General features: G+C 57.0%; 17 protein-coding genes. 11 read left to right on the top strand and 6 right to left on the bottom strand.

The features are described from left to right. Window positions 1-517: 517 nt before the first annotated feature. Window positions 518-790 (top strand): hypothetical protein, encoded by a 273-nt coding sequence (locus J5286_RS29440; protein ID WP_209193525.1) that lies wholly within the window; start codon window positions 518-520, stop codon window positions 788-790. Here J5286_RS29440 and J5286_RS29435 read toward each other — a convergent pair. Next, window positions 787-1,134, bottom strand: coding sequence for a hypothetical protein (locus J5286_RS29435; protein WP_209193524.1), 348 nt, complete (start codon window positions 1,132-1,134; stop codon window positions 787-789). The two genes, J5286_RS29440 and J5286_RS29435, sit on opposite strands and share 4 nt — an antisense overlap. Window positions 1,135-1,473: 339 nt before the next feature. Here J5286_RS29435 and J5286_RS29430 point away from each other — a divergent pair, with 339 nt between their 5' ends. Further along, on the top strand, window positions 1,474-2,160 hold the full coding sequence (locus tag J5286_RS29430) for a hypothetical protein (protein WP_209193523.1): 687 nt from the start codon (window positions 1,474-1,476) through the stop codon (window positions 2,158-2,160). 217 nt (window positions 2,161-2,377) lie between these two features. Here the strand turns inward: J5286_RS29430 and J5286_RS29425 are convergent, their stop codons facing one another. After that, window positions 2,378-2,926 (bottom strand): helix-turn-helix domain-containing protein, encoded by a 549-nt coding sequence (locus J5286_RS29425; protein WP_209193522.1) that lies wholly within the window; start codon window positions 2,924-2,926, stop codon window positions 2,378-2,380. Between the two features lie 196 nt (window positions 2,927-3,122). Here J5286_RS29425 and J5286_RS29420 point away from each other — a divergent pair, with 196 nt between their 5' ends. After that, window positions 3,123-3,830, top strand: coding sequence for a nucleotidyltransferase family protein (locus tag J5286_RS29420; RefSeq protein WP_245206659.1), 708 nt, complete (start codon window positions 3,123-3,125; stop codon window positions 3,828-3,830). A gap of 237 nt (window positions 3,831-4,067) precedes the next feature. On the opposite strand, the gene J5286_RS29415 is transcribed toward J5286_RS29420, so the two are convergent. Together J5286_RS29415 and J5286_RS29410 are read right to left on the bottom strand one after the other, a co-directional pair. Next, window positions 4,068-4,430 (bottom strand): response regulator, encoded by a 363-nt coding sequence (locus tag J5286_RS29415; protein WP_209193521.1) that lies wholly within the window; start codon window positions 4,428-4,430, stop codon window positions 4,068-4,070. 163 nt (window positions 4,431-4,593) lie between these two features. Further along, window positions 4,594-5,253 carry a response regulator transcription factor gene (locus J5286_RS29410; RefSeq protein ID WP_209193570.1) on the bottom strand — a complete coding sequence of 220 codons (660 nt, stop codon included), beginning with the start codon at window positions 5,251-5,253 and terminating at the stop codon, window positions 4,594-4,596. 208 nt (window positions 5,254-5,461) lie between these two features. Between J5286_RS29410 and J5286_RS29405 the strand changes: the two genes are divergently transcribed. The 3 genes from J5286_RS29405 to J5286_RS29395 all read left to right on the top strand — a co-directional run bounded on the left by J5286_RS29405 (window position 5,462) and on the right by J5286_RS29395 (window position 10,304). Further along, a complete protein-coding gene (locus J5286_RS29405; protein ID WP_245206658.1) occupies window positions 5,462-8,008 on the top strand; it encodes an MFS transporter in 2,547 nt (848 codons plus the stop codon). Window positions 8,009-8,171: 163 nt separating this feature from the next. Further along, a complete protein-coding gene (locus J5286_RS29400) occupies window positions 8,172-8,681 on the top strand; it encodes a GlcG/HbpS family heme-binding protein (protein ID WP_209193520.1) in 510 nt (169 codons plus the stop codon). 180 nt (window positions 8,682-8,861) lie between these two features. Then, window positions 8,862-10,304: a hypothetical protein gene (locus J5286_RS29395; RefSeq protein WP_209215401.1), complete on the top strand. Its 1,443-nt coding sequence runs from the start codon at window positions 8,862-8,864 to the stop codon at window positions 10,302-10,304. Between the two features lie 60 nt (window positions 10,305-10,364). Here J5286_RS29395 and J5286_RS29390 read toward each other — a convergent pair whose 3' ends face one another. Then, entirely contained in the window at window positions 10,365-10,607 is a 243-nt protein-coding gene (locus tag J5286_RS29390; RefSeq protein WP_209193518.1) for a DUF2188 domain-containing protein, read from the bottom strand. Window positions 10,608-11,321: 714 nt separating this feature from the next. On the opposite strand from J5286_RS29390, the gene J5286_RS29385 reads away from it, so the two are divergent. Both J5286_RS29385 and J5286_RS29380 read left to right on the top strand, forming a co-directional pair. Beyond that, window positions 11,322-12,614: a c-type cytochrome gene (locus tag J5286_RS29385; RefSeq protein ID WP_209193517.1), complete on the top strand. Its 1,293-nt coding sequence runs from the start codon at window positions 11,322-11,324 to the stop codon at window positions 12,612-12,614. 79 nt (window positions 12,615-12,693) lie between these two features. Next, the gene (locus tag J5286_RS29380) at window positions 12,694-13,644 is read left to right on the top strand and encodes an XdhC family protein (RefSeq protein ID WP_209193516.1); all 951 of its coding nucleotides are present in this window, start codon (window positions 12,694-12,696) and stop codon (window positions 13,642-13,644) included. An 80-nt stretch (window positions 13,645-13,724) separates the two neighbouring features. On the opposite strand, the gene J5286_RS29375 is transcribed toward J5286_RS29380, so the two are convergent. Beyond that, window positions 13,725-14,309, bottom strand: a complete 585-nt coding sequence (locus J5286_RS29375; RefSeq protein ID WP_348529303.1) for a TetR/AcrR family transcriptional regulator — start codon at window positions 14,307-14,309, stop codon at window positions 13,725-13,727. A 147-nt stretch (window positions 14,310-14,456) separates the two neighbouring features. Between J5286_RS29375 and J5286_RS29370 the strand changes: the two genes are divergently transcribed. From J5286_RS29370 to J5286_RS29360, 3 genes are all read left to right on the top strand, one after another. Next, a complete protein-coding gene (locus tag J5286_RS29370; RefSeq protein WP_209193515.1) occupies window positions 14,457-15,671 on the top strand; it encodes an MFS transporter in 1,215 nt (404 codons plus the stop codon). Between the two features lie 55 nt (window positions 15,672-15,726). Further along, entirely contained in the window at window positions 15,727-16,485 is a 759-nt protein-coding gene (locus J5286_RS29365; RefSeq protein WP_209193514.1) for an SDR family oxidoreductase, read from the top strand. Window positions 16,486-17,286: 801 nt separating this feature from the next. After that, on the top strand, window positions 17,287-18,063 hold the full coding sequence (locus J5286_RS29360) for a hypothetical protein (protein ID WP_209193513.1): 777 nt from the start codon (window positions 17,287-17,289) through the stop codon (window positions 18,061-18,063). Window positions 18,064-18,194: the final 131 nt, after the last annotated feature.

The following is an 18,194-nucleotide window of genomic DNA, read 5'->3' as shown; positions in this document are numbered from 1 at the left end:
GCCGATCGAACTTTCACCTTCGCTGGCTCCACCGTCTCACGGCGTCGACTTTGCAAACCCGTCGTTCAACGGCACGGCAACGCCACCATTCAGCGCGCCATCGACGCCGGTCGGCCGGTCACGGTCAAGTTCCTACGCGCCGAAAAGTCTTGGAAGGCTTATGTCTCTGTTGACGATCGCAGCGAGATGAAGCGCCGACTACTCTGGCGGCACGCTTGGCGTTAACGCCCGAGAACGTCAGAGCGGCGTGGTCCTGCTTTTGGTTAACGACGTCTCGGCGACAGCCTCGCAATGTCGCCAGCTCCTCCCCAGCGAGCCGCAGGGGAGGTAGCGTTTGCCGCCGCTAAGAGCGCTTCGTCTCGCTTGCTGGCGTCTTAGACGTCAATACTTTACGCCGCGACCGTCAACTAAGCACTTTGCGGCCTGCGGACACATCAAAGGGTAGGGTTGCTCAGTTAGACGTATTGCACTCAGTCGCCGGTTAAGTGAACATAAAACCGAGATGGAGGGCTTACGAATGACACTGGCGATTGAATCTAGGATCGAGGCAATGCGCCATTGCATCGAGCGGCGGGACTACGAGGGGTTGCGCGCGCACGTGACGTATAACGGGCGCATCATCGCCGAAAACGCAACGGAGGAGGTCCTGCGCGAATTCGCTTCAATGATGATCGAAGCTACCCACGCTTGGAAATATGAGAACGACCATGGACGAGGCGCCCTTCTCGATGCATGTCACCCGTCCAACATCGAATGGGCCAAACTTAGAGCGACAGGTGCAGTCCTCTAGGTCCCGTCGTGCTTGCCTGCTTCGATGTTGGCAAAATCTTGGGCCTTTGCCTTACTCGCAAAGATGTGATCCCATACCATACCGCCTGGGCCGGTCACGAGAAAGGTCTCGGGGGTTTCAGCCTCAAGCACGCGATGGGTATCGCGGAGACCGAACTGGGAAATTACTGAAGTCTTGATAGTGGCCTTGGGCAAGGAGTGCCCCTTTAAATGTTTGCGGTTTTTCGCAAAGTTTTGCTTCATTTCCAGCTCGTCTCGAAAACTCTCACTGTAGAGATTGCCGTCGATGAAAAGGCGGTAGTAGACGCCTTGGTTTGCCGGGATTTCAAAAATCGATACAGACATTTGTAACTTTCAGTTTGTTCGCGACGATACTACCTACCTCCTTGACATTTACGGGACGTTTTTAGGCCGCTTAAACTTTTATCAATAGCCATCTATCCGAATGAAGAATGCTTTGCGAGCCTGCTGGACCCTTCGTCCTCCACGGCACCTAAGCAAACTTGAGGGTTTGGAAGTTGCGGTGAATGGAGACAGATTGATTTATCGGTTCGAGAAGAACTTCGGTATGACTTTGGAAACACAGACAATCGAGCCTTTATGGCTTGCTTACCTGTCAGAGGACTTACCGAAAACGCTTCCCGACTTCATGACTTGGATTGGTTCCTGTTAAGGTGGCTTTGAATGGACGAGCATCAGATTCGACGTCTCAAACAGTTGGTCGTTCAACCGTCTTATGACGAAGTGGTTGGTGCGTTCGAGGATGCAGCAATCGTCTTGGCCGACAAGATAATTATTGATCATGAGCTAGACGAAACCATGCTCGTAGTCGGTATGGGGGCAGATTTTGAAGAGTTCGCTGCGCCAGTCTGTGCATCGCTAGAGCATCACCGCTTTAAAATTTCAGTCAACTGCTTCTGGCCGGATCAGACATTCAACCCGAACCTCAGCGGCTTGGGAACACCAATCATTGACGAGCAGGACGGTGCCGCAGGCGAGATGTTGGTTCACCTCAGGGCGAGCTTCATTGAGGACCGAAACTCGCACTTTGACCATTGTGTGATAGTCTCCTCCATCGTCGCAGACGTCGAGCCTCTTGCGTCCATCGTCCGCAGGACGCGTGAAGTTTCGACGTTTCGCCAGGTTGAGGTGAGATGCGCATTAGCAACTGAGCACGCTCTGGCCGCCCTCGATGGCATAGTCGATGTCGATCCGCTCGTTACTGTTCCCGATATTGATTCCACCTACTGGGATTTCGAAAGGTTGCTTGATCGACGCCCGTTGAAGCTCATACCTCGCCAGTCGCAGTGGTTGCTCGGACGACAGTTCCCCGAACTTCGTCCGAGCAGGGATTATGGGCTACGTCGATAAGTGTTGTGAAGGAAGCGCGAGATCCGCAAATATCGACGGATCGTGTCGCGACCACAGACGAACCCATAAACGTTTGGCATCGCAACCAAGCTCATCCAGCCGCGACAATGCAGGATGCGTTGAAATCAACCCGGCCACCCACCCCAAGAAACGAGGGTGCAATTCTTAATTTCCTCGGGTCAGTTTCTCACTTCGCCTGAAACATGCCGAACGACCTTTAATTGACGCCTGTACTTCCCATTTCCGTGCGAACTGTCGATGGGAAGCGCTTAACGGATGCTCGTACGACCTGGGAACGACGACGCCAATTGTTGGGTGTCATACCGAATACCTTGCGAAAGGTCTTGCACAGGTGAGCTTGGTCGGAAATCCCGCAGTCCAGAGCAATCTCACTGAGTGGGCCGTCGGTTTCCGTGATGAGCGCCTTTGCCAGCTCCATGCGCCGGCGGAGAACATAGTTATAGGGGCTTTCGTTGTACGCAGACTTGAAAACCCTGGAGAAATAGGTCTTGCTTAGCTTCGCTAGGATCGCAAGATCCTCGATCTTGATCGTCTCGGTAAGATGCTCTTCAATGAATTGAATGACCTTGCGTCGCTGCCATGGGAGAAGGAGGTCGCGCTGGACAACCTCCGACGATAGGTCCGGAAGTGCGATCGGAGCCTGGGCAGCGCCAGGGACGGCGGTCGACAAATCGATCTCCGAAACGATTGCCAATGGTCCTGCTGCGACAATCTTGAGGTCCGTGATGGGGGCGTTGGCGTTCATCGGTGCTCTCCGTGATTTGAATTTCGAATGAGCAGATGTTGCCTGTACTGAGGCCTGAAATCTGTTCGGACCACCGTGTGCCGACACCATACCTTCTGGTTATACTCAGCAGGCCAAAGCGTGATCTCGGTCAAGGAATCCTTTAAGTTTAGGGGATTTCGGGACGCCGTTGCTCCTAGTCGCGGCGATGTCGCCGATGGATGAGGATTTGGCAGAAACGTTCAAGCAAATGCGGCGTAGCTTAGATATTGCACGTCTTTGGCAAGCTAGAAGGACGATCAAGATGCAATCCGGGGTGGCGATTGTGGTACTTGCGGCCGGACGTTCAACGCGCATGGGCAATTTCAACAAGCTCTTTTCCAAGTTTGGTGGGGTGCCATTAGTGCGCCTCTCGACGACACAGGGGATTGCCACTCGGCAGGGCTCGGTGATTGTCGTAACAGGGCATATGGCCGCGGAGGTTCGAAATGCTCTCACAGGACTTCCCGTGGAGTTTGCGCACAACAGCGATTACGCTTCCGGACTGTCGTCATCGATACGGGCAGCGCTGCACGCTGTACCCGAAAACTGTCGTGGCATGCTCATCCACCTAGCGGACATGCCCCTTGTTACTGAAGGTCATTTGACATCGCTGATGGACGCCTTTGCGAGCAGTGGAGGTGTAGCAGTGGTGCGAGCTACGGCGTTCGGCGCACCTGGAAACCCGGTTGTTTTACCAAGATCTCTGTTTCCGGCTCTGCTGACGCTAGACGGCGATAGAGGCGCGCGCCACATCATCTCCGCTAGCGGAATACCAGTGATCGATGTCGAGATTGGTCGCGCCGCTTCAGTAGACGTGGACACGCCTGAAGCCTTGGAAGCGGCAGGCGGCAGCTACGACAGGGGTGGCCATTCTCATGAGTAGGCCAAAGGCGGCTTGAACAGAGCCGCCGCTCGTTGGCACTCTGCCGCTTCCATCGCTGGAACCAGGAGATGGTGATGGAAGCGGAATCCCGCACGTGCAGGCCGTATCGGTGAGCGAACTCAACGTGACGAATGATTGAAGTGGGCGACCGACCCGACAGTTACCGACGCCATGATGGAGGCACCGAATGCCAGCGCGGCGTCGTTGCGGATCTCGCCGGCCGCCGTTCGGACTGGTTCAGACCTCTTCGATACACCTGATAAGATCGTCGGCCAAGATCGGCTTCTGAAGCAATTCACGTGCTCCACCTGCGATAGCACGTCTCTTGATTATCTCATCCTTGAGCGCCGTCATCATAATGATCGGCATGTCTGGCCAGCGCTTTCTGACAATATCCAGAAGCTCGAGGCCCGTCATCCCTGGCATGTTGATGTCGGTAAGCAGCAGCGTGACGAGGTCGATGTTTTCATAAGCCAGGAAGGAACGCCCAGAACTGAACGGGAGGGCTTCGTAGCCCACGGACTCGAGAAATCCGGATGTGGCCTCAAGAAGCGCTTCATCGTCGTCAACGATGGCTACTGATTTTTTGTCGCCAGACACTTGCTGTTCCTTTTGCCCTAGATGCGGGATATGACATCTAGTTAGATGGACTGGCGGAAATTTGTAATAATACGATTGTATGAGTGGCCACCGCTTCACCTGTCAGCAGCGAATCCAGGGGCATTTCTGGTAGGGTGACAAACTGCGAAGCTGCGTGACGAGCTCAGGCGATAGACTTGAGAATCTCGACCTTGCGGACAAGATCGGCGAGCGACGTCACGTTCATCTTCCGCATGACATTTCCCCGATGGATTTTCACAGTAACTTCCGAAATTGTAAGAAGATGCGCAATCTGCTTGTTAAGCAGTCCTTTCGCCACCGCTTCCATGACCTCGCTCTCCCTCGGAGTAAGAGAAGCCGCCGCCGCGATGGCCTCATTTGCGGCGCCCAACTCGAGCCGGCGCGCGCGATCGCGCTCGATTGCAACGGAGACCGCATCAAGCATCTCCTGATCCCGGAAAGGCTTGGTCAGGAAGTCGGTTGCCCCAGCCTTCATCGCGCGCACGCTCATCGGTACGTCTGCGTATCCGGTCATAAAGACGATCGGCAGTTTGTTGCCCATGCCGTTCAACTTGGCCTGAAGGTCAAGTCCGCTTAGTCCAGGCAGGCGCACATCAAGGATAAGACAACCCGGACGGTCCGGCAGCGGCTCAGCTAAAAGTTCCGCAGTCGACGAGAACCCAAGGGAATCTATACCGACCGAACGCAAGACATCTCTGACGCCGTCCCGCATTCCCTCGTCATCGTCGACGACGACAACAAGAGGCGTATCGGCATTGGTCGCGATGGCGTCATGCGCTCGATTACTTGCTGGAGCCGACATCGGCGAAGCCCTCAAATTCTCCATTAGGTCGCCGGCTGCCATCGATGTTGCAACGGAGCGGGGGGCCGGCTTCCGAAACTAAGTACTACGTGCAGGCGTAAAGCTCGACCTAGCTCTAAGGATAGGTTCAGCAAGCAGGCTGTTATTGTAGGGTTGCCTTGGTTTGGGAGGGCCGTAACTTCTCGACGATATCCCAGGATCCATTGCCATGAATGCCAGAGCTCAGCCCGACATCCGCTATGCTGGCGAAGAACCCATGCCAAGCGGAATGACGTTCCGGATCCTGATGTCCAGCCTGGTCGGGACCTCGGTCGAGTTCTACGATTTCTATATATACGCCACTGCAGCCAGCCTTGTGTTTGGACCGCTCTTCTTTCCCGCAACAGTCTCATCGATGGAATTGATCGGGGCCTACGCCAGCTTCGGGATAGCATTCATCGCTCGGCCAATTGGTGGAGCAGTGTTCGGACATTTCGGCGATCGGGTCGGGCGCAAGGCCACACTTGTAGCGTCACTTTTTCTCATGGGAATATCGACGGCAGCGATAGGGCTTCTCCCAACTTACGCTGTCGCAGGATGGCTCGCGCCAGCATTGCTTTGCTTGCTGAGGTTCGGTCAAGGACTTGCCCTAGGCGGGGAATGGACAGGCGCGGCTCTCATAGCGCTCGAGAACGCCCCCAGGGGATGGCGAGCGCGTTACGCGATGTTTGCCCCTCTCGGGGCGCCAATAGGCTTCGTTTTGGCGAACAGCCTTTTCCTGGTTCTTACACTGACGCTTTCCCCGGAGCAGTTCTCCGATTGGGGTTGGCGAGTACCCTTCCTTCTCAGCGCGCCTTTAGTCTGGATGGGCATTTGGATTCGCTTCAACCTCGTTGAAACGCGCGACTTTCACGCCGCGATAAGCAAGTCGAAGCCTTCACGGGTGCCTCTACTCGACATATTTCGATTGCACCTAGACGAGGTGATTTCCGGCGCCTTCGGCGTCGTGGCGTGCTTCTCGCTCTACTACGTCGTCACGGCCTTTGCTCTTGGCTACGGCACGTCTGAGCTCGGGTACACCCGGTCGTCGTTCCTAATGGTCGAGCTTGGCGCAATCCTCTTTATGGCGGCCGGGATCGTGGTCGCGAGCTGGCTCTCCGACAGGATCGATCCAGAGCGCATCCTGATCTTCGGCTGCGCAGGCACCATAATCTCCGGCGTCGTGCTCGCGCCCATGCTGGGAAGCGGGTCGCTACTGGTCATATTCCTGTACCTCGCTTTCTCGCTCTGGGTGATGGGCTTTGTTAATGGACCGCTCGGTGCGTGGCTGCCCGGCCTTTTTCCTACTCGGGTTCGCTATTCTGGCACATCGGTCGCCTTCAATATCGGCGGGATCATCGGAGGGGCGTTGACTCCGGTGGTCGCCCAGGCCCTTGCTCAGTACAGCGGACTGGTTGCGGTCGGCTTCTATCTAGCGATCACAGGCGGCTTGAGCCTAATCGCATTTGACGCCAGCTCGAGGCGCAAGGCGCTGGGAGCGCTTGCCCAGAGTGAGACGAGATATCGCTCCATTTTTGCGCAAAACCATGTTTCGCTCTGCGAAGTGAGTCTTTCACTCCTGTGGAAACGGCTTGAGACAGTTCGCACTCTCCCACCAGAAAAGCTGCGTTCGTATCTCGACAGCGTGCCGGAGTTTGTCGACCAATGCTCTAAACTTGTTAAGTTTGTGGACGTAAATGACGCCACCGTTCAACTGCTGGGGAGAGAGAACGAGCGGGAGGTTCTCGGTTCGATCGACCGGTTTCTTCCGCAGAATAGTGGGCTGATCGAGTCCATCATCCTCGGAATGTGCTCGGGAAAAGACCGAGTCGAGACGGAAGCGCGGCTCAGTCGAAGCCCCGGCGACGAAGTCATCGTGATCTTTGTCATCGCTTTCCCTGAGGACAAGGACGCCTTCGACCGTGTCGCGTGTGCGATGATTGACGTGACCCAGCGGGAGCAGGCAAAGGAAGCGCTGATGGCAGCGCAGGGCGAGCTCGCGAGAGTGGGCCGGGTCGCAACTGTTGGCGCGATTTCTGCGTCGATCGCTCACGAGGTGAACCAGCCGATCGGCGCTGTGGTAATGAGTGCGCAGGCCTGCATGCGTTGGCTTCAGTCGAACCCGCCGGACATCAAGGCTGCCTCGACGGCGGCGGAGCGCGCCATCAAACATAGTATGCGGGCCAGCGAAATCATCCAGCGAACCCGCGAGCAGGTCAGAGGCACAAGGAGAAGGCTTGAGCGAATTGATCTCAAGAGCATCGTCACAGACGTGCTCGGACTGCTTGATCGTGAACTCATCTCCGCATCGACAAAGGTAACGACCGATTTCTCGAGCCATTATCCAGTTGTCTTGGCAGACCGGGTCGAGATGCAGCAGGTCATCGCAAACCTAATCACGAACGGCCTTCACGCTATGGCCGGCATGCCGGCCGAACACCGTGACTTGACCATCTCGCTGAACGCTGCGGAATCGGATCTGATTAGACTGGAAGTGCGCGATAACGGTACTGGCATCGAACCGGACAACCTTGCAAAGCTCTTCAGCCCGTTCTTCACGACCAAAAATGACGGCATGGGCATGGGCCTCGCGATTTGCAAAACGATCGTGGAAGCACACGGCGGTTCGCTGACAGCCCATAATCATGAAGAAGGCGGCGCGATCTTTGAGATTGTTTTGCCGTTGGCGGGCGATGAGGAAGAGAACTCGCTACATGCGGGGACCCTGGGCGCCTAGCCGGCCAATTCGCCAGAAAGCTGCTGACGCCTACTCACCCTCGTCGCGTCTCAACGGGTTGTGACCCAAAGTTACAATCGTCTCCATCCGGAAGAGTTAATTTGGGATGCTGTGAGGCGACCTACGCCTTACTTCAAACATGGAGATTTCGATGCAAAGATACGTGGGCAACTTCAGCGCAGTCGCGCTTTTCAAGCCGCGAGCAGAAGGTGCCATTCTCGCGATATCTGTTAGCTTGGCTCTGGCCTTGTCGACGCAGGCTCACGCGCAATCCGTTAAGGCGGCGAACGATCTCGATACCGCCGCCGCGCGAAAGGTCATTTCCGCAGCTGTCGTGGAAGCGCAGAAGGGGCCACCCTCGAGCGTCTTCGTCGTCGACACGTCTGGGGCCATCGTCGCCGCTGAACGGATGGACGGAGCTTTCCCGGCTAGCGCCAAAATCGCCCAAGGCAAAGCGGAAGCCGCTGCTGCATTCTGGCAGAGCACGAGCAATCTGGAAAACGCGGCGAACGGCGGCCGTGCAGCACTTCTGTCGTCGGGTTACGTCGTAATGCAAGGAGGCATTCCGCTGAAGGTTGACGGCAAGGTCGTGGGCGCCATCGGCGTCAGTGGAGGAAACAAGGATCAGGACGAAGCGGTCGCCAAAGCCGGTGTAGCGGCGTTTTCAAATTGAGCGCGGTGGCACCTTAAGAACAAGTAGCTATCCGGATTTCGGTGTGGATTGGCGCATGACCGTCTCCGCTTCGGCCGGCTGCGAGTTCTCCTTTTAGTTGCCTCCTGATTTCCGCCGGCGGTTGACGCCGCCAAGGATTCGACTGGACCATTGGAACATCGAAACAATGATGTTCCCGCCTTGCAAACCATCTCCATTCCATACCGATGCTCCCACACGGACGCCGCATTCCTGCGGGAGATGCGTCGTGTCTTTAGCGCGGCGGTTCGTACGGCATACGTGAATGCAAAAGACGGAAACGGCGTTTCGAGAAAACAGAAAGATTTGCGCGACCTGGTAAAGAGCCGGTTCGCCGGTGGGGTCGTGGACGCCTGGATCCTTCACTGCGCTACGCTCGAAGGAATGGACCTGCGTAAGGCTCGTCCGGATGGCAAGATGATTTTCGGAACACGAGCAGGATTCGAGCGCCGCCGCAAAGGCCTGATCGACAGAGATCTCTGGACAACCATGCGGCTGCGGCCGCTTTGTTCTCGCGGCGACAAGCTCTTTCTGGGCAACAGGCATTTCCGCCTCAGGCCTGACGGGCGGTCTTGTGTCGTCGGCATGTATGGCCGGAAGATCGTCCTCGAGCTACCAGAGATGCTCGGCAATGCTGGCAAGGTACTGCGTCAAGCGGCAGCGCTTGCGGCTCAAAAGAAGATTAACCTGACCTTCCGCATCGACGACAGCAGGCTCCATGTGACGGTGGACGCTAACGACCTTCCCCAGCATCCACAGCGACGGATACCAGTGCGACTTGTGAAGGGTCGAGCGCTTGGCATCGACTTGAATCCTAACTGGATCGGCCTTGCAGCGGTTGAGAAAACATCGAATCCTTCGGCGCTCGAAGGTTCGACGCTACTGGAGCATTGCCTCGTCAAGCTAGATCTGCCGAAGGATTCGTCGCCGGAACTGACGCGCGAGACACTGGCTGCCGTTGTCGACCGCGCCATCGGTCTAGCACGCAAGCCCCGCTGCAGCGTCATCACCGTGGAGAGGGGATTGGGGAAGTTGAGATCGAGCGGAAGGAACCGCTCTCTCAATCGCCTCCTGAACTACTGGGCAAGGACGATCTTCGTAGCGATGCTTCAGCGTCGCGCGCGACTTGCCGGCATCGAAGTGCTCGAGGTCTGGGGAGGATATTCCTCCACCATCGGAAACCTTGCCTTCGAGGCACCCGACACCTGCGCGTCGGCAGCAGAGATCGCCAGACGCGGCATAGCGCGACTGGCTGGAACAAAGGACGTCTTGCCGGCCTTCGGTGAAGGGACGGTGGCAAGCCTACGGAAGGATTTGCCGCTCCCCGTCGATGCCGGGAGCTGGGCGGACGTCCATCGGACAATCAAAGCGGCGAAGATTGGCTACCGCCGCCCGCATCCCGACGTGCCGAAAGGCAGTCGTGATTCCGATGTCCACGGGACGTTCGCGTCTCTCGGGCATGCGGTCGTCCGCCTTCGTCGACGCCGCCGGCCGGGACTTGTGTTCCGCGCGGCGCCGGCGAGGCCGGACGAAGCAGTCCGAATTTTGACAGTTCAACGTGGGGATGCGCCAGCGAAGTGCGTTTCCACATCAAAATCCGGATAGCCGAACAAGTTTCGAAAGCCCTTTGAGCAAAACTCGACGGGCTTTTCGCAGTGATCAGGCTCAAGTGTCATCAACTACCGCAGTCTCCGGCCTGTCGCCGCCAAGAGCGTGTTCGCTCCGCCAGGTGCCGTCTGCGGTTTGATAGCTGATCTCTGCGTCGCGACCCTCTAGGTGCTGGCGCTGAGCCGCGCCCTTGGCAGCGTTGAGGGCCTGCTGGTGGGTGGCGAATGGTTCCGACCAGACGTTGTCCAGGCGATAGGCGTATCCGCCGTCATGCTGGCCCACATGGTAGGTGATCTTCATTAAATCGTCTCCTAGAACAGTGCGTCGGTAAGCGACTATGGTTTTTGGTATTGAGATGCACTCATCCGCGTCGCCCGTCCATTTTAGCGAAAACGTTGTGTTCGAATTGTCGAATTAGCGCGCGCCACCAGCATCGGCTTCACAGCCGGTGCTTTCCTCGAAGGCTCGTACCAAGGATGGTAGGCGCTGAGGCATCGAAGACCTGGTCGAAAAACAAAAGGTTTGGGAAACGACGACCTCGAATCCGACGTTTTCAAGCAAAGCAGGACCGGATGGTACAAAAACGCGTCGTTCGGAAATTGAATCTTGCAAGAAAATAGCCGGAGCTTGAGGCTTTATAAATACAGGCGAGGAAACATGGTCGACCTCCTCCTCCCATCGGCCGCCTCTCCTCGAAGGTGTCTCCGTCGCCTTCTAGTCGTAGTCCATCCGCCATGGCTACGACCTTGCGATCCCTGCTCCTGGCCCCCCTCCCAGACCGAGCAGGGATCGCCATTTTTTGCATCAATCCGCCGTTGGGGCCGGAAGGCAGAAACAAAGCGCCTTCAATGATGAGAGTGCAGGATTGTGCAATCTCACAGCTCTGAAATTTGGTCCCTTTGCAATTCAAACGTCGAAGCGGCTCTTGGTCGGTCACCGGGATTGTTCGCGTGACAGATTTTTTGACACGAGTGACGCGTCTGCAGAGACGGGATCGAGAAGGAATACAGACCTATGGCACGCTGGCGGAAATACATTATCGGGATCTGTTCTATCTTGGTTGCATCCCTCCTGGGAGCGGTCTTCTTTTTCTTTTGGCCTCACGCGCTTCCGAATGTGCAGGCGAGTAAGGCCCAGCCAACGGGGGCGGAACTCATCGCTCGCGGAGAATATCTGACGATAGCGGCCGACTGCGCAGCATGTCACACCACGAAAGGCGGCAAGCCTTTTGCTGGGGGATTGGCTTTCAAGCTTCCCTTCGGGACAATCTATTCTCCCAACATCACGCCCGACAAGGCGGTGGGGATCGGAGATTGGAGTGACGCCGAATTCGTTAGGGCTATGCGCTCCGGCGTCGGCAAGCACGGTGAAGATCTATATCCGGCTTTCCCCTACACCTCATACGCGCTTCTTTCGACAGACGATGTTCTTGCGATCAAAGCTTACCTGACAACGCTGACCCCAGTAGCCGAACCCGCACCGGAAAACGCATTGGCGTTTCCGTTCAATCAGAGACCTCTGATGCGCGGGTGGAAGCTTCTATTTCTTCCGCGGGGCCAGTTCGAAGAGGATCCAAGCAAGGACAAGATGTGGAACAATGGAGCATATCTCGTTGAAGCGCTTGCTCACTGCGGCGAGTGTCATACGCCGCGCGGACTGATGTTTCAAAGAAAGCAGAGTGTCGCCCTTTCCGGTGGCGACGTCGACGGTTGGAAGGCCTGGAACATCACTTCAGACAAGGAATTCGGCCTTGGAAGCTGGAGCGACGAGCAGATCGCAGAAATGCTGTCGGCAGGGCACGCCAAGGATCATGGTGTTGCCGCAGGCCCGATGCGCGAAGCTATCGATCTCAGCCTGAGCAAGCTGCCCAAATCCGACATCGATGCCATTGTCACATACCTCCGTACGGTGCCCGCGGTCTCGGGAGACCCTGATCTCAAAGCAGTGCGGCGCGAAGACGGAGAGCTTATGGCTACGTCGACGCCTACCTCCTCAACCACTCAAATCGGCAAGCAGATTTACGCCGGCGCTTGCGCGAGCTGTCATGGATGGAACGGGGAAGGGCAGTTCAATGAGCGAGCCGCGATCGTTGGCGGTCATGCCCTTAGCGATCCGATCGCTAGCAACGTGGTGAGGGTCGTCCTGCAAGGGTCGTCCGATCATGAGGCGGCTCCAGGAAAAACTATGCCGTCTTTCTCGAAGATCTACACGGATGAGGACATCGCCGCCTTGTCGAACTACGTCGTTGAGCACTTCAGCGGGCGCAAGGGAACCGTCACAGCCAAGCAGGTTTCCGAAGCGCGCTGATTGCAGATGAAATCAAGAATGCCCGCGCGGAATTCACGCGCGGGCCAATTGCGCAGTTTCTTTCAACGAGGCCGTATCGATGAACGCTCAGTATCAGATAGCCGAACAGGAAAGACCCCGTGTCCAGTTCGTGACCGATAGTCCATTCGATATATTGCGCCATGCACGGGACTCCTTCGCGGCGGGCATCCCTGTAGCCCTGGTAACGCTGGTGGATATACGGGGAGGGGCTGCCCGACCGCTCGGCGCCCAGATGAGCGTTCGGATTGACGGGCTGTACTGCGGTTTCGTTTCTGGAGGTTGCACCGAGGCGGCCGTCGCAGCAGAGGCGGTCGAGGCGCTCAAGGTTGGTCACGACCGTTTCCTCCTTCTCGGCGAAGGCTCCCCGTTCTTCGACATCGTCTTGCCGTGCGGGGGCGGCATACGGCTTTCCATCCATATCCTCAAGGATATCAAGCCAATCGATCGGGTCTTGGATCTCTTGGCAGCGCGACAGGTCGCGGCGCTCCTGTACAGACCGGAGGCGGAAACTCTCGTGGAGGCTTCCGCAGAGAAGACTGAGTGGCTTCCGGTGGGATTCATGAGGTCATACCGCCCTCCCACCAAGATCGTGGTCTCGGGCAACCGGCTGGAAGCCGACGCCGTTGCCCTGGTGGCTCGGGCAGCCGGATACGAGGTCCAACTGGCTGGAAAATCCTTTGGGCAAACTGTCGCAGATTTGCCGCTGGACATGTTCACCGCAGTAGCCCTGCTGGACCACGACTTGGATGCCGAGCTTCCCGCGTTGGAAGCCGCACTGAGATCGCCAGCATTCTACATCGGCGCGCTTGGAAGCCGTCGCACGCATGACAGGCGTCGTCGAAGCCTCCTGAACTTGGGATTTACCGACGCAGAGATCTCAAGAATCAAAGCACCCATCGGCATATTCGACAAGGCACGGGATGCATCGTCGCTAGCACTTTCAGTGGTGGCAGATATCGCTGCGGTTGCTTCGGCCGAGACCTATGAAAATTGTGCCGGGCAAGGCTAGGCCAATCATTGCGTCTCCGGGTGGACATCGGTGACCCACAAGTGCTTTGCCGTTCATGACTAGCGATAAATCTAAGTGAATCACGTCGAAAGCGCACTTCGCTCGTTAAGAAGCCCCATTGCAATTGACATGAAGTCGTCCAGAGGCCGGCGGTCCCGCGTGAGCTTCATGCGCAAAACTGCCCCCTCCCAGCTATTGATCAGGAATCGCGCCATCTCCACCGGGTCCAATCCGGGTTTGATCTCGTCGCGCGCTTGCCCCTCTTCGATGACCTCTGCGAGCAAGTGCGTCCACGATGTCAGTGCCTCTCTAAGCGCTGTCCGGAGGAGGGGCACGTTATCCGAACTCTCTACGGCAAGGTTGCCGATAAGGCAGCCTCTATCGAATCCGTTCTTCTCGTATCTCGAAATGAAGAATTCGAAATGGGCCTTGATCCGTGCCAAGGGAGACAGGATCGGATCAGACAATATTTCTCGTCTGGACGATGCGACATATCCTTCGAGAACTTCGAGGGCCAGCCGCTCTTTGCTCTTGAAGTAGTTGTAGAAATTGCTTTTTGGGACACCTGCGTAGTCGGCGATTTCCTGTACTCCGCAACCGCTGTAGCCCAACGCATTGAACCGCTCTTGGGCGGCGTCAACGAGCTTCTGTCTAATAGTTGTCACGATCGCAATCTCCTGCAGCACTTGATTATGAACGAGCCGAACCAGTTTCAAGGCCGTTTCGGAGCGGCAAGGCAAAAATAAACTGCATTGACGGAATAATACGACCAGTCGGATTAAAAGGCAATAGATCATTGGAGACGTCGATCGATGGCTGTAGAAGTTCGAAATCAATCCCTCGCCCCAGCCTGGGTCATGGCGCTCGGTACATTCGCGATCGGTACGGAGGGGTTCATGATTGTCCCCCTTCTCCCCAGTATGGCCATGGATCTGCAGCTGTCTGTCGCGACGCTCGGAACGCTGGTCACTGTGTTCACGCTCACCCTCGCGTTCAGTTCGCCGATACTGACGACGCTCTTCGGAAGAGTGGATAGGCGTCAACTGTTGATTTCGACGATGGCTTTCTTCGCCTTGGCCAACCTCGTGGCGTGGCAGTCGAGTGGCTACTGGGGCATTTTCGCGGCCCGTATATTGTTGGCTATCGCGGCAGGTCTATACACTCCAAACGCAAACGCGCTGATCAGCGTCTTGGTCGCGCCGGAAAAGCGAGGCCGGGCGCTGGCCATCGTGAACGGCGGGATGACTATCGCGATTGCGCTGGGACTGCCCATCGGATCGTTGGTGGGTAATGCGCTCGGATGGCGCGTGACATTCCTGGGCGTAGGCATCCTCGCAATGATAGCTGTTGTCGGTCTTGTTGTAGGCCTCGACAGGTCGGCCGGGGCCGGGATATCCGTGCCAGGTCTCGCTGCCAGGGTCGCCGTCGCGAAACGCCCGCCGATCCTGATCGGCCTTGCCATAACGCTGTTCTGGGCGATCGGCGCCTACACCGTATGGACTTACATCGCACCGTACCTCCAGTCCGTCGCGAACTTTGGCCCGGATGGCATCAGCTTTATCGTCTGCCTGTGGGGTGTAGGCGCGGCCATCGGCATTTTCACGGGGGGAGTGCTTAGCGACAAGCTGGGTGCCAAAGTCGTGATGGTAGGTAGTCTGGTCATTCTGATCGGCGCGTTCCTGGTGCTTTCGTTCACCGCCTTTTTCCTGTCTCCGAGCCAGGCTGTGATCCCGATCGTGATTTCCGTCGCAGTTTGGGGCGTAACAGTATTCGGGTTCTTCCCAGCCCAAATGTCTCACCTGATCCAGACTGGCGGCCAAGCCTCCGCCTCGATCGTGCTGTCTCTCAACACGTCGTCGATGTACGCCGGCTTCGCTCTTGGCAGCGCGGTAGGCGCGGTTGTCGTCTCTCGGGGCCAAGTAGGCGACCTCGGTCTCGCCGCCGCCTTAGCCGAGGCTGTCGGCCTGATACTCCTTTGCGGTTTCGCCACGAGAACTGCGGTCTCCAGCACGTCGCCCGCCCAATAAACGGGGCCGCTCAGTGCGGCTCTTCCTCTGAAAAACCTAACCAAGGAGAATGACAATGAAAATGACCGGCAACACGATATTCATCACCGGTGGCGGTTCGGGGATTGGGCGCGGCCTTGCCGAGGCGTTCCACAAGCTCGGGAACCAAGTTATCATCTCGGGACGCCGCAAGGCGAATCTCGACGAGACCATCAAAGCACACCCCGGCATGGCCGCCTACGAGATGGACATCACCGACCCGCAGAGTATCGAAACGGTGACAAAGAAGATCGTTGCCGATTTCCCAGCGCTCAACGTTCTGGTCAATAACGCCGGGATCATGCCCTTCGACGACGCATCTGGCCCGATGGACGAACGATCCATGCAGAACGTCGTCACGACGAACTTCCTCGGCCCGATCCGCATGACCTCGGCATTGATCGAGCATCTGAAGGCGCAGCCCTCAGCCGTCGTTATAAACAACACCTCGGTACTCGCGTTCGTGCCACTGGCTTACAATGCTGTGTACTCGGCGACGAAGGCCGCGCTTCATTCCTACTCGATGTCGCAGCGATTCACGCTCCGGGAAACGTCGGTGAAAGTGCAGGAGATCGCTCCGCCGTGGGTCGACACCGACTTGATCAAGAAGAGTGGCGATCCGCGAGCAATGCCGCTCGACGCCTTTATCAAAGAAACAATGGCCAAACTCGCGACAGACCAAGAGGAAATTTACGTGGATGCGATCCAGATGCTCCGCGACAATCCTGGCTCCAAGGAGCATGACTTCGTCAACAAATTTAACGAAGCTCTCGTTGCCGAGCCGATTCCGGTCTAACTGCGTCCCTCGGCTTTGCGCTGCGGACTTCTGACCTCTGACAAACCCCGTCATTTTTTGGCGGGGTTTTATTCTGTTTTCAGTTAGGAGTTGGACTGGCTCATTTTGCGGGTATTCGTCACGAATGGTTGACACGCGTGCCTCAGCCACGGCGACGACTGATAGTTCAGGAAACTCTTCCTTGCGCGCGATCAGTCCCTGGATCGCGCGACTGAAGCGGCATCCGGTAGGAACGTCCCGCCTCTGCCGAAAGACTATGAAGCGGTGCTCTGTTCCGCCCGGTCGACGTCTTGGGTCGCCTTCCGGGTCGAGGCTTTCGCCCCGACGATCTCTGCGCTGCAAGCGCCTTCTTGTGGCACTCCCTGTTCAGTCCGTTCCACTCCGTCCATACATGCCTCGAACCATTCCTCACGGGTAGGTCGAGGGTGACATGGACAGAGCCGTTCGGCGGCACCGTAACGGTGCCATCGTTGGAGCGGGGTAGCCTCTCGGAGCAGCCCATCGCCCGTCGGGCGATGGTAACGGATGCGGCCTCGTGGACGTTTATGCCGTAGCGGCGAGAGAACTTCACGCGACCAATGATCGAGGTTTAGGCGGGATTGATCCGCCGGAGGCCAACACCGCGGCGCAAGCAGGCGGACGCCAGTGCGGCGTCGAAGGCTGAATATGCGAAAGAGGAGAGCGTGCGGGCGTAGCGCGCATCGTTCGAATCCTTCAACGACGCCTTCTTCGTAAGCGGCGTTTTCCTCCCATATCGACCAACCGCCGCAGGCGGTTCTGCGAGCCGCCGCGGCGGCCTCGATGGCAGGAGTGCGCCAGAAGTGGACATTGCATCAAGCCCATGAGGCTCTATCTTTAGCTGCAATGGCAAAAAGTTCGCGAGATGTCATGCGTCGCATAATGCTCTCCGTCATAGGAATGCTAGTCATCTTCATAGCGCTTTACTGGGCTCTCAGTGCGCTGACGACCAGCTCGTCGACCGTTGCACTTCCTGAGACGGACTATACGGTCACTTATCAAGTCCGATGGGGGCTGGGGATGGATGAGGGACTAATTATTTCTCAACCTACCAGACTTTTGAGCGAACACCGCCCACTTCGGATTAAAGTCGAGCAGAAGCCATATAACACTGGAATGGCTGTGTTCCGCTCGAGTGACGGCGCAACCTACTTCTTTGGGTTTGGCGTGGGGTTCTACCGCTTCGTTACGACTACCAACAAGCTGGATTACGCCTGTTCTATTGGTGAACTCGTCGAGCATACTCCGCTTGGCAAGCAACTGTTCGAGCGCGGCACGACCACAAAATCGCGAGACGTGCTCGATCCGGATGGACGTCCGATTTGGGGGTTCCTTAGAGCTTCATCCGAAGAGAATCTTCCTCGCGATGCGCCAGCATCGCGTTACTATAGCTCACTGACGTTCCTGGGGCAGTTCGGTCTTGCTGACGGGACGCGTTCTGATAGCCCACGTGGTGGCAAAGCGGTTTTTGCCTCTGCCGACGACATCAGTGAACCCCGATCCAGCCTCGACGGTAATTGCAAATTAAGTTCGATGGCTAGGAGCACGTCGGACTGGTGATTGCCGAGGAGATGTTTGGATGTCCGCAATGGGCCGATTTCGTTGAAAAACCCGCTTGATCGACTGCTCATCCGCCCATTTCGGTCCTTCCGGGCGGAGTGCCAATGCGTTTCTACCCCGCGTCTCGGCGC

This window comes from Rhizobium sp. 16-488-2b, assembly GCF_017741815.1.
Classification (GTDB): domain Bacteria; phylum Pseudomonadota; class Alphaproteobacteria; order Rhizobiales; family Rhizobiaceae; genus Rhizobium.
Note: the sequence above shows the minus strand (reverse complement) of the source record. Positions and strands in the feature narration are given on the sequence as shown.

Coding starts and splice junctions, on each gene's coding strand:
- J5286_RS29440 (WP_209193525.1), top strand. CDS start 518: ATGACACTGGCGATTGAATCTAGGATCGAGGCAATGCGCCATTGCATC.
- J5286_RS29435 (WP_209193524.1), bottom strand. CDS start 1,134: ATGTCTGTATCGATTTTTGAAATCCCGGCAAACCAAGGCGTCTACTAC.
- J5286_RS29430 (WP_209193523.1), top strand. CDS start 1,474: ATGGACGAGCATCAGATTCGACGTCTCAAACAGTTGGTCGTTCAACCG.
- J5286_RS29425 (WP_209193522.1), bottom strand. CDS start 2,926: ATGAACGCCAACGCCCCCATCACGGACCTCAAGATTGTCGCAGCAGGA.
- J5286_RS29420 (WP_245206659.1), top strand. CDS start 3,123: ATGGATGAGGATTTGGCAGAAACGTTCAAGCAAATGCGGCGTAGCTTA.
- J5286_RS29410 (WP_209193570.1), bottom strand. CDS start 5,253: ATGTCGGCTCCAGCAAGTAATCGAGCGCATGACGCCATCGCGACCAAT.
- J5286_RS29405 (WP_245206658.1), top strand. CDS start 5,462: ATGAATGCCAGAGCTCAGCCCGACATCCGCTATGCTGGCGAAGAACCC.
- J5286_RS29390 (WP_209193518.1), bottom strand. CDS start 10,607: ATGAAGATCACCTACCATGTGGGCCAGCATGACGGCGGATACGCCTAT.
- J5286_RS29385 (WP_209193517.1), top strand. CDS start 11,322: ATGGCACGCTGGCGGAAATACATTATCGGGATCTGTTCTATCTTGGTT.
- J5286_RS29380 (WP_209193516.1), top strand. CDS start 12,694: ATGAACGCTCAGTATCAGATAGCCGAACAGGAAAGACCCCGTGTCCAG.
- J5286_RS29370 (WP_209193515.1), top strand. CDS start 14,457: ATGGCTGTAGAAGTTCGAAATCAATCCCTCGCCCCAGCCTGGGTCATG.
- J5286_RS29365 (WP_209193514.1), top strand. CDS start 15,727: ATGAAAATGACCGGCAACACGATATTCATCACCGGTGGCGGTTCGGGG.
- J5286_RS29360 (WP_209193513.1), top strand. CDS start 17,287: ATGGCAGGAGTGCGCCAGAAGTGGACATTGCATCAAGCCCATGAGGCT.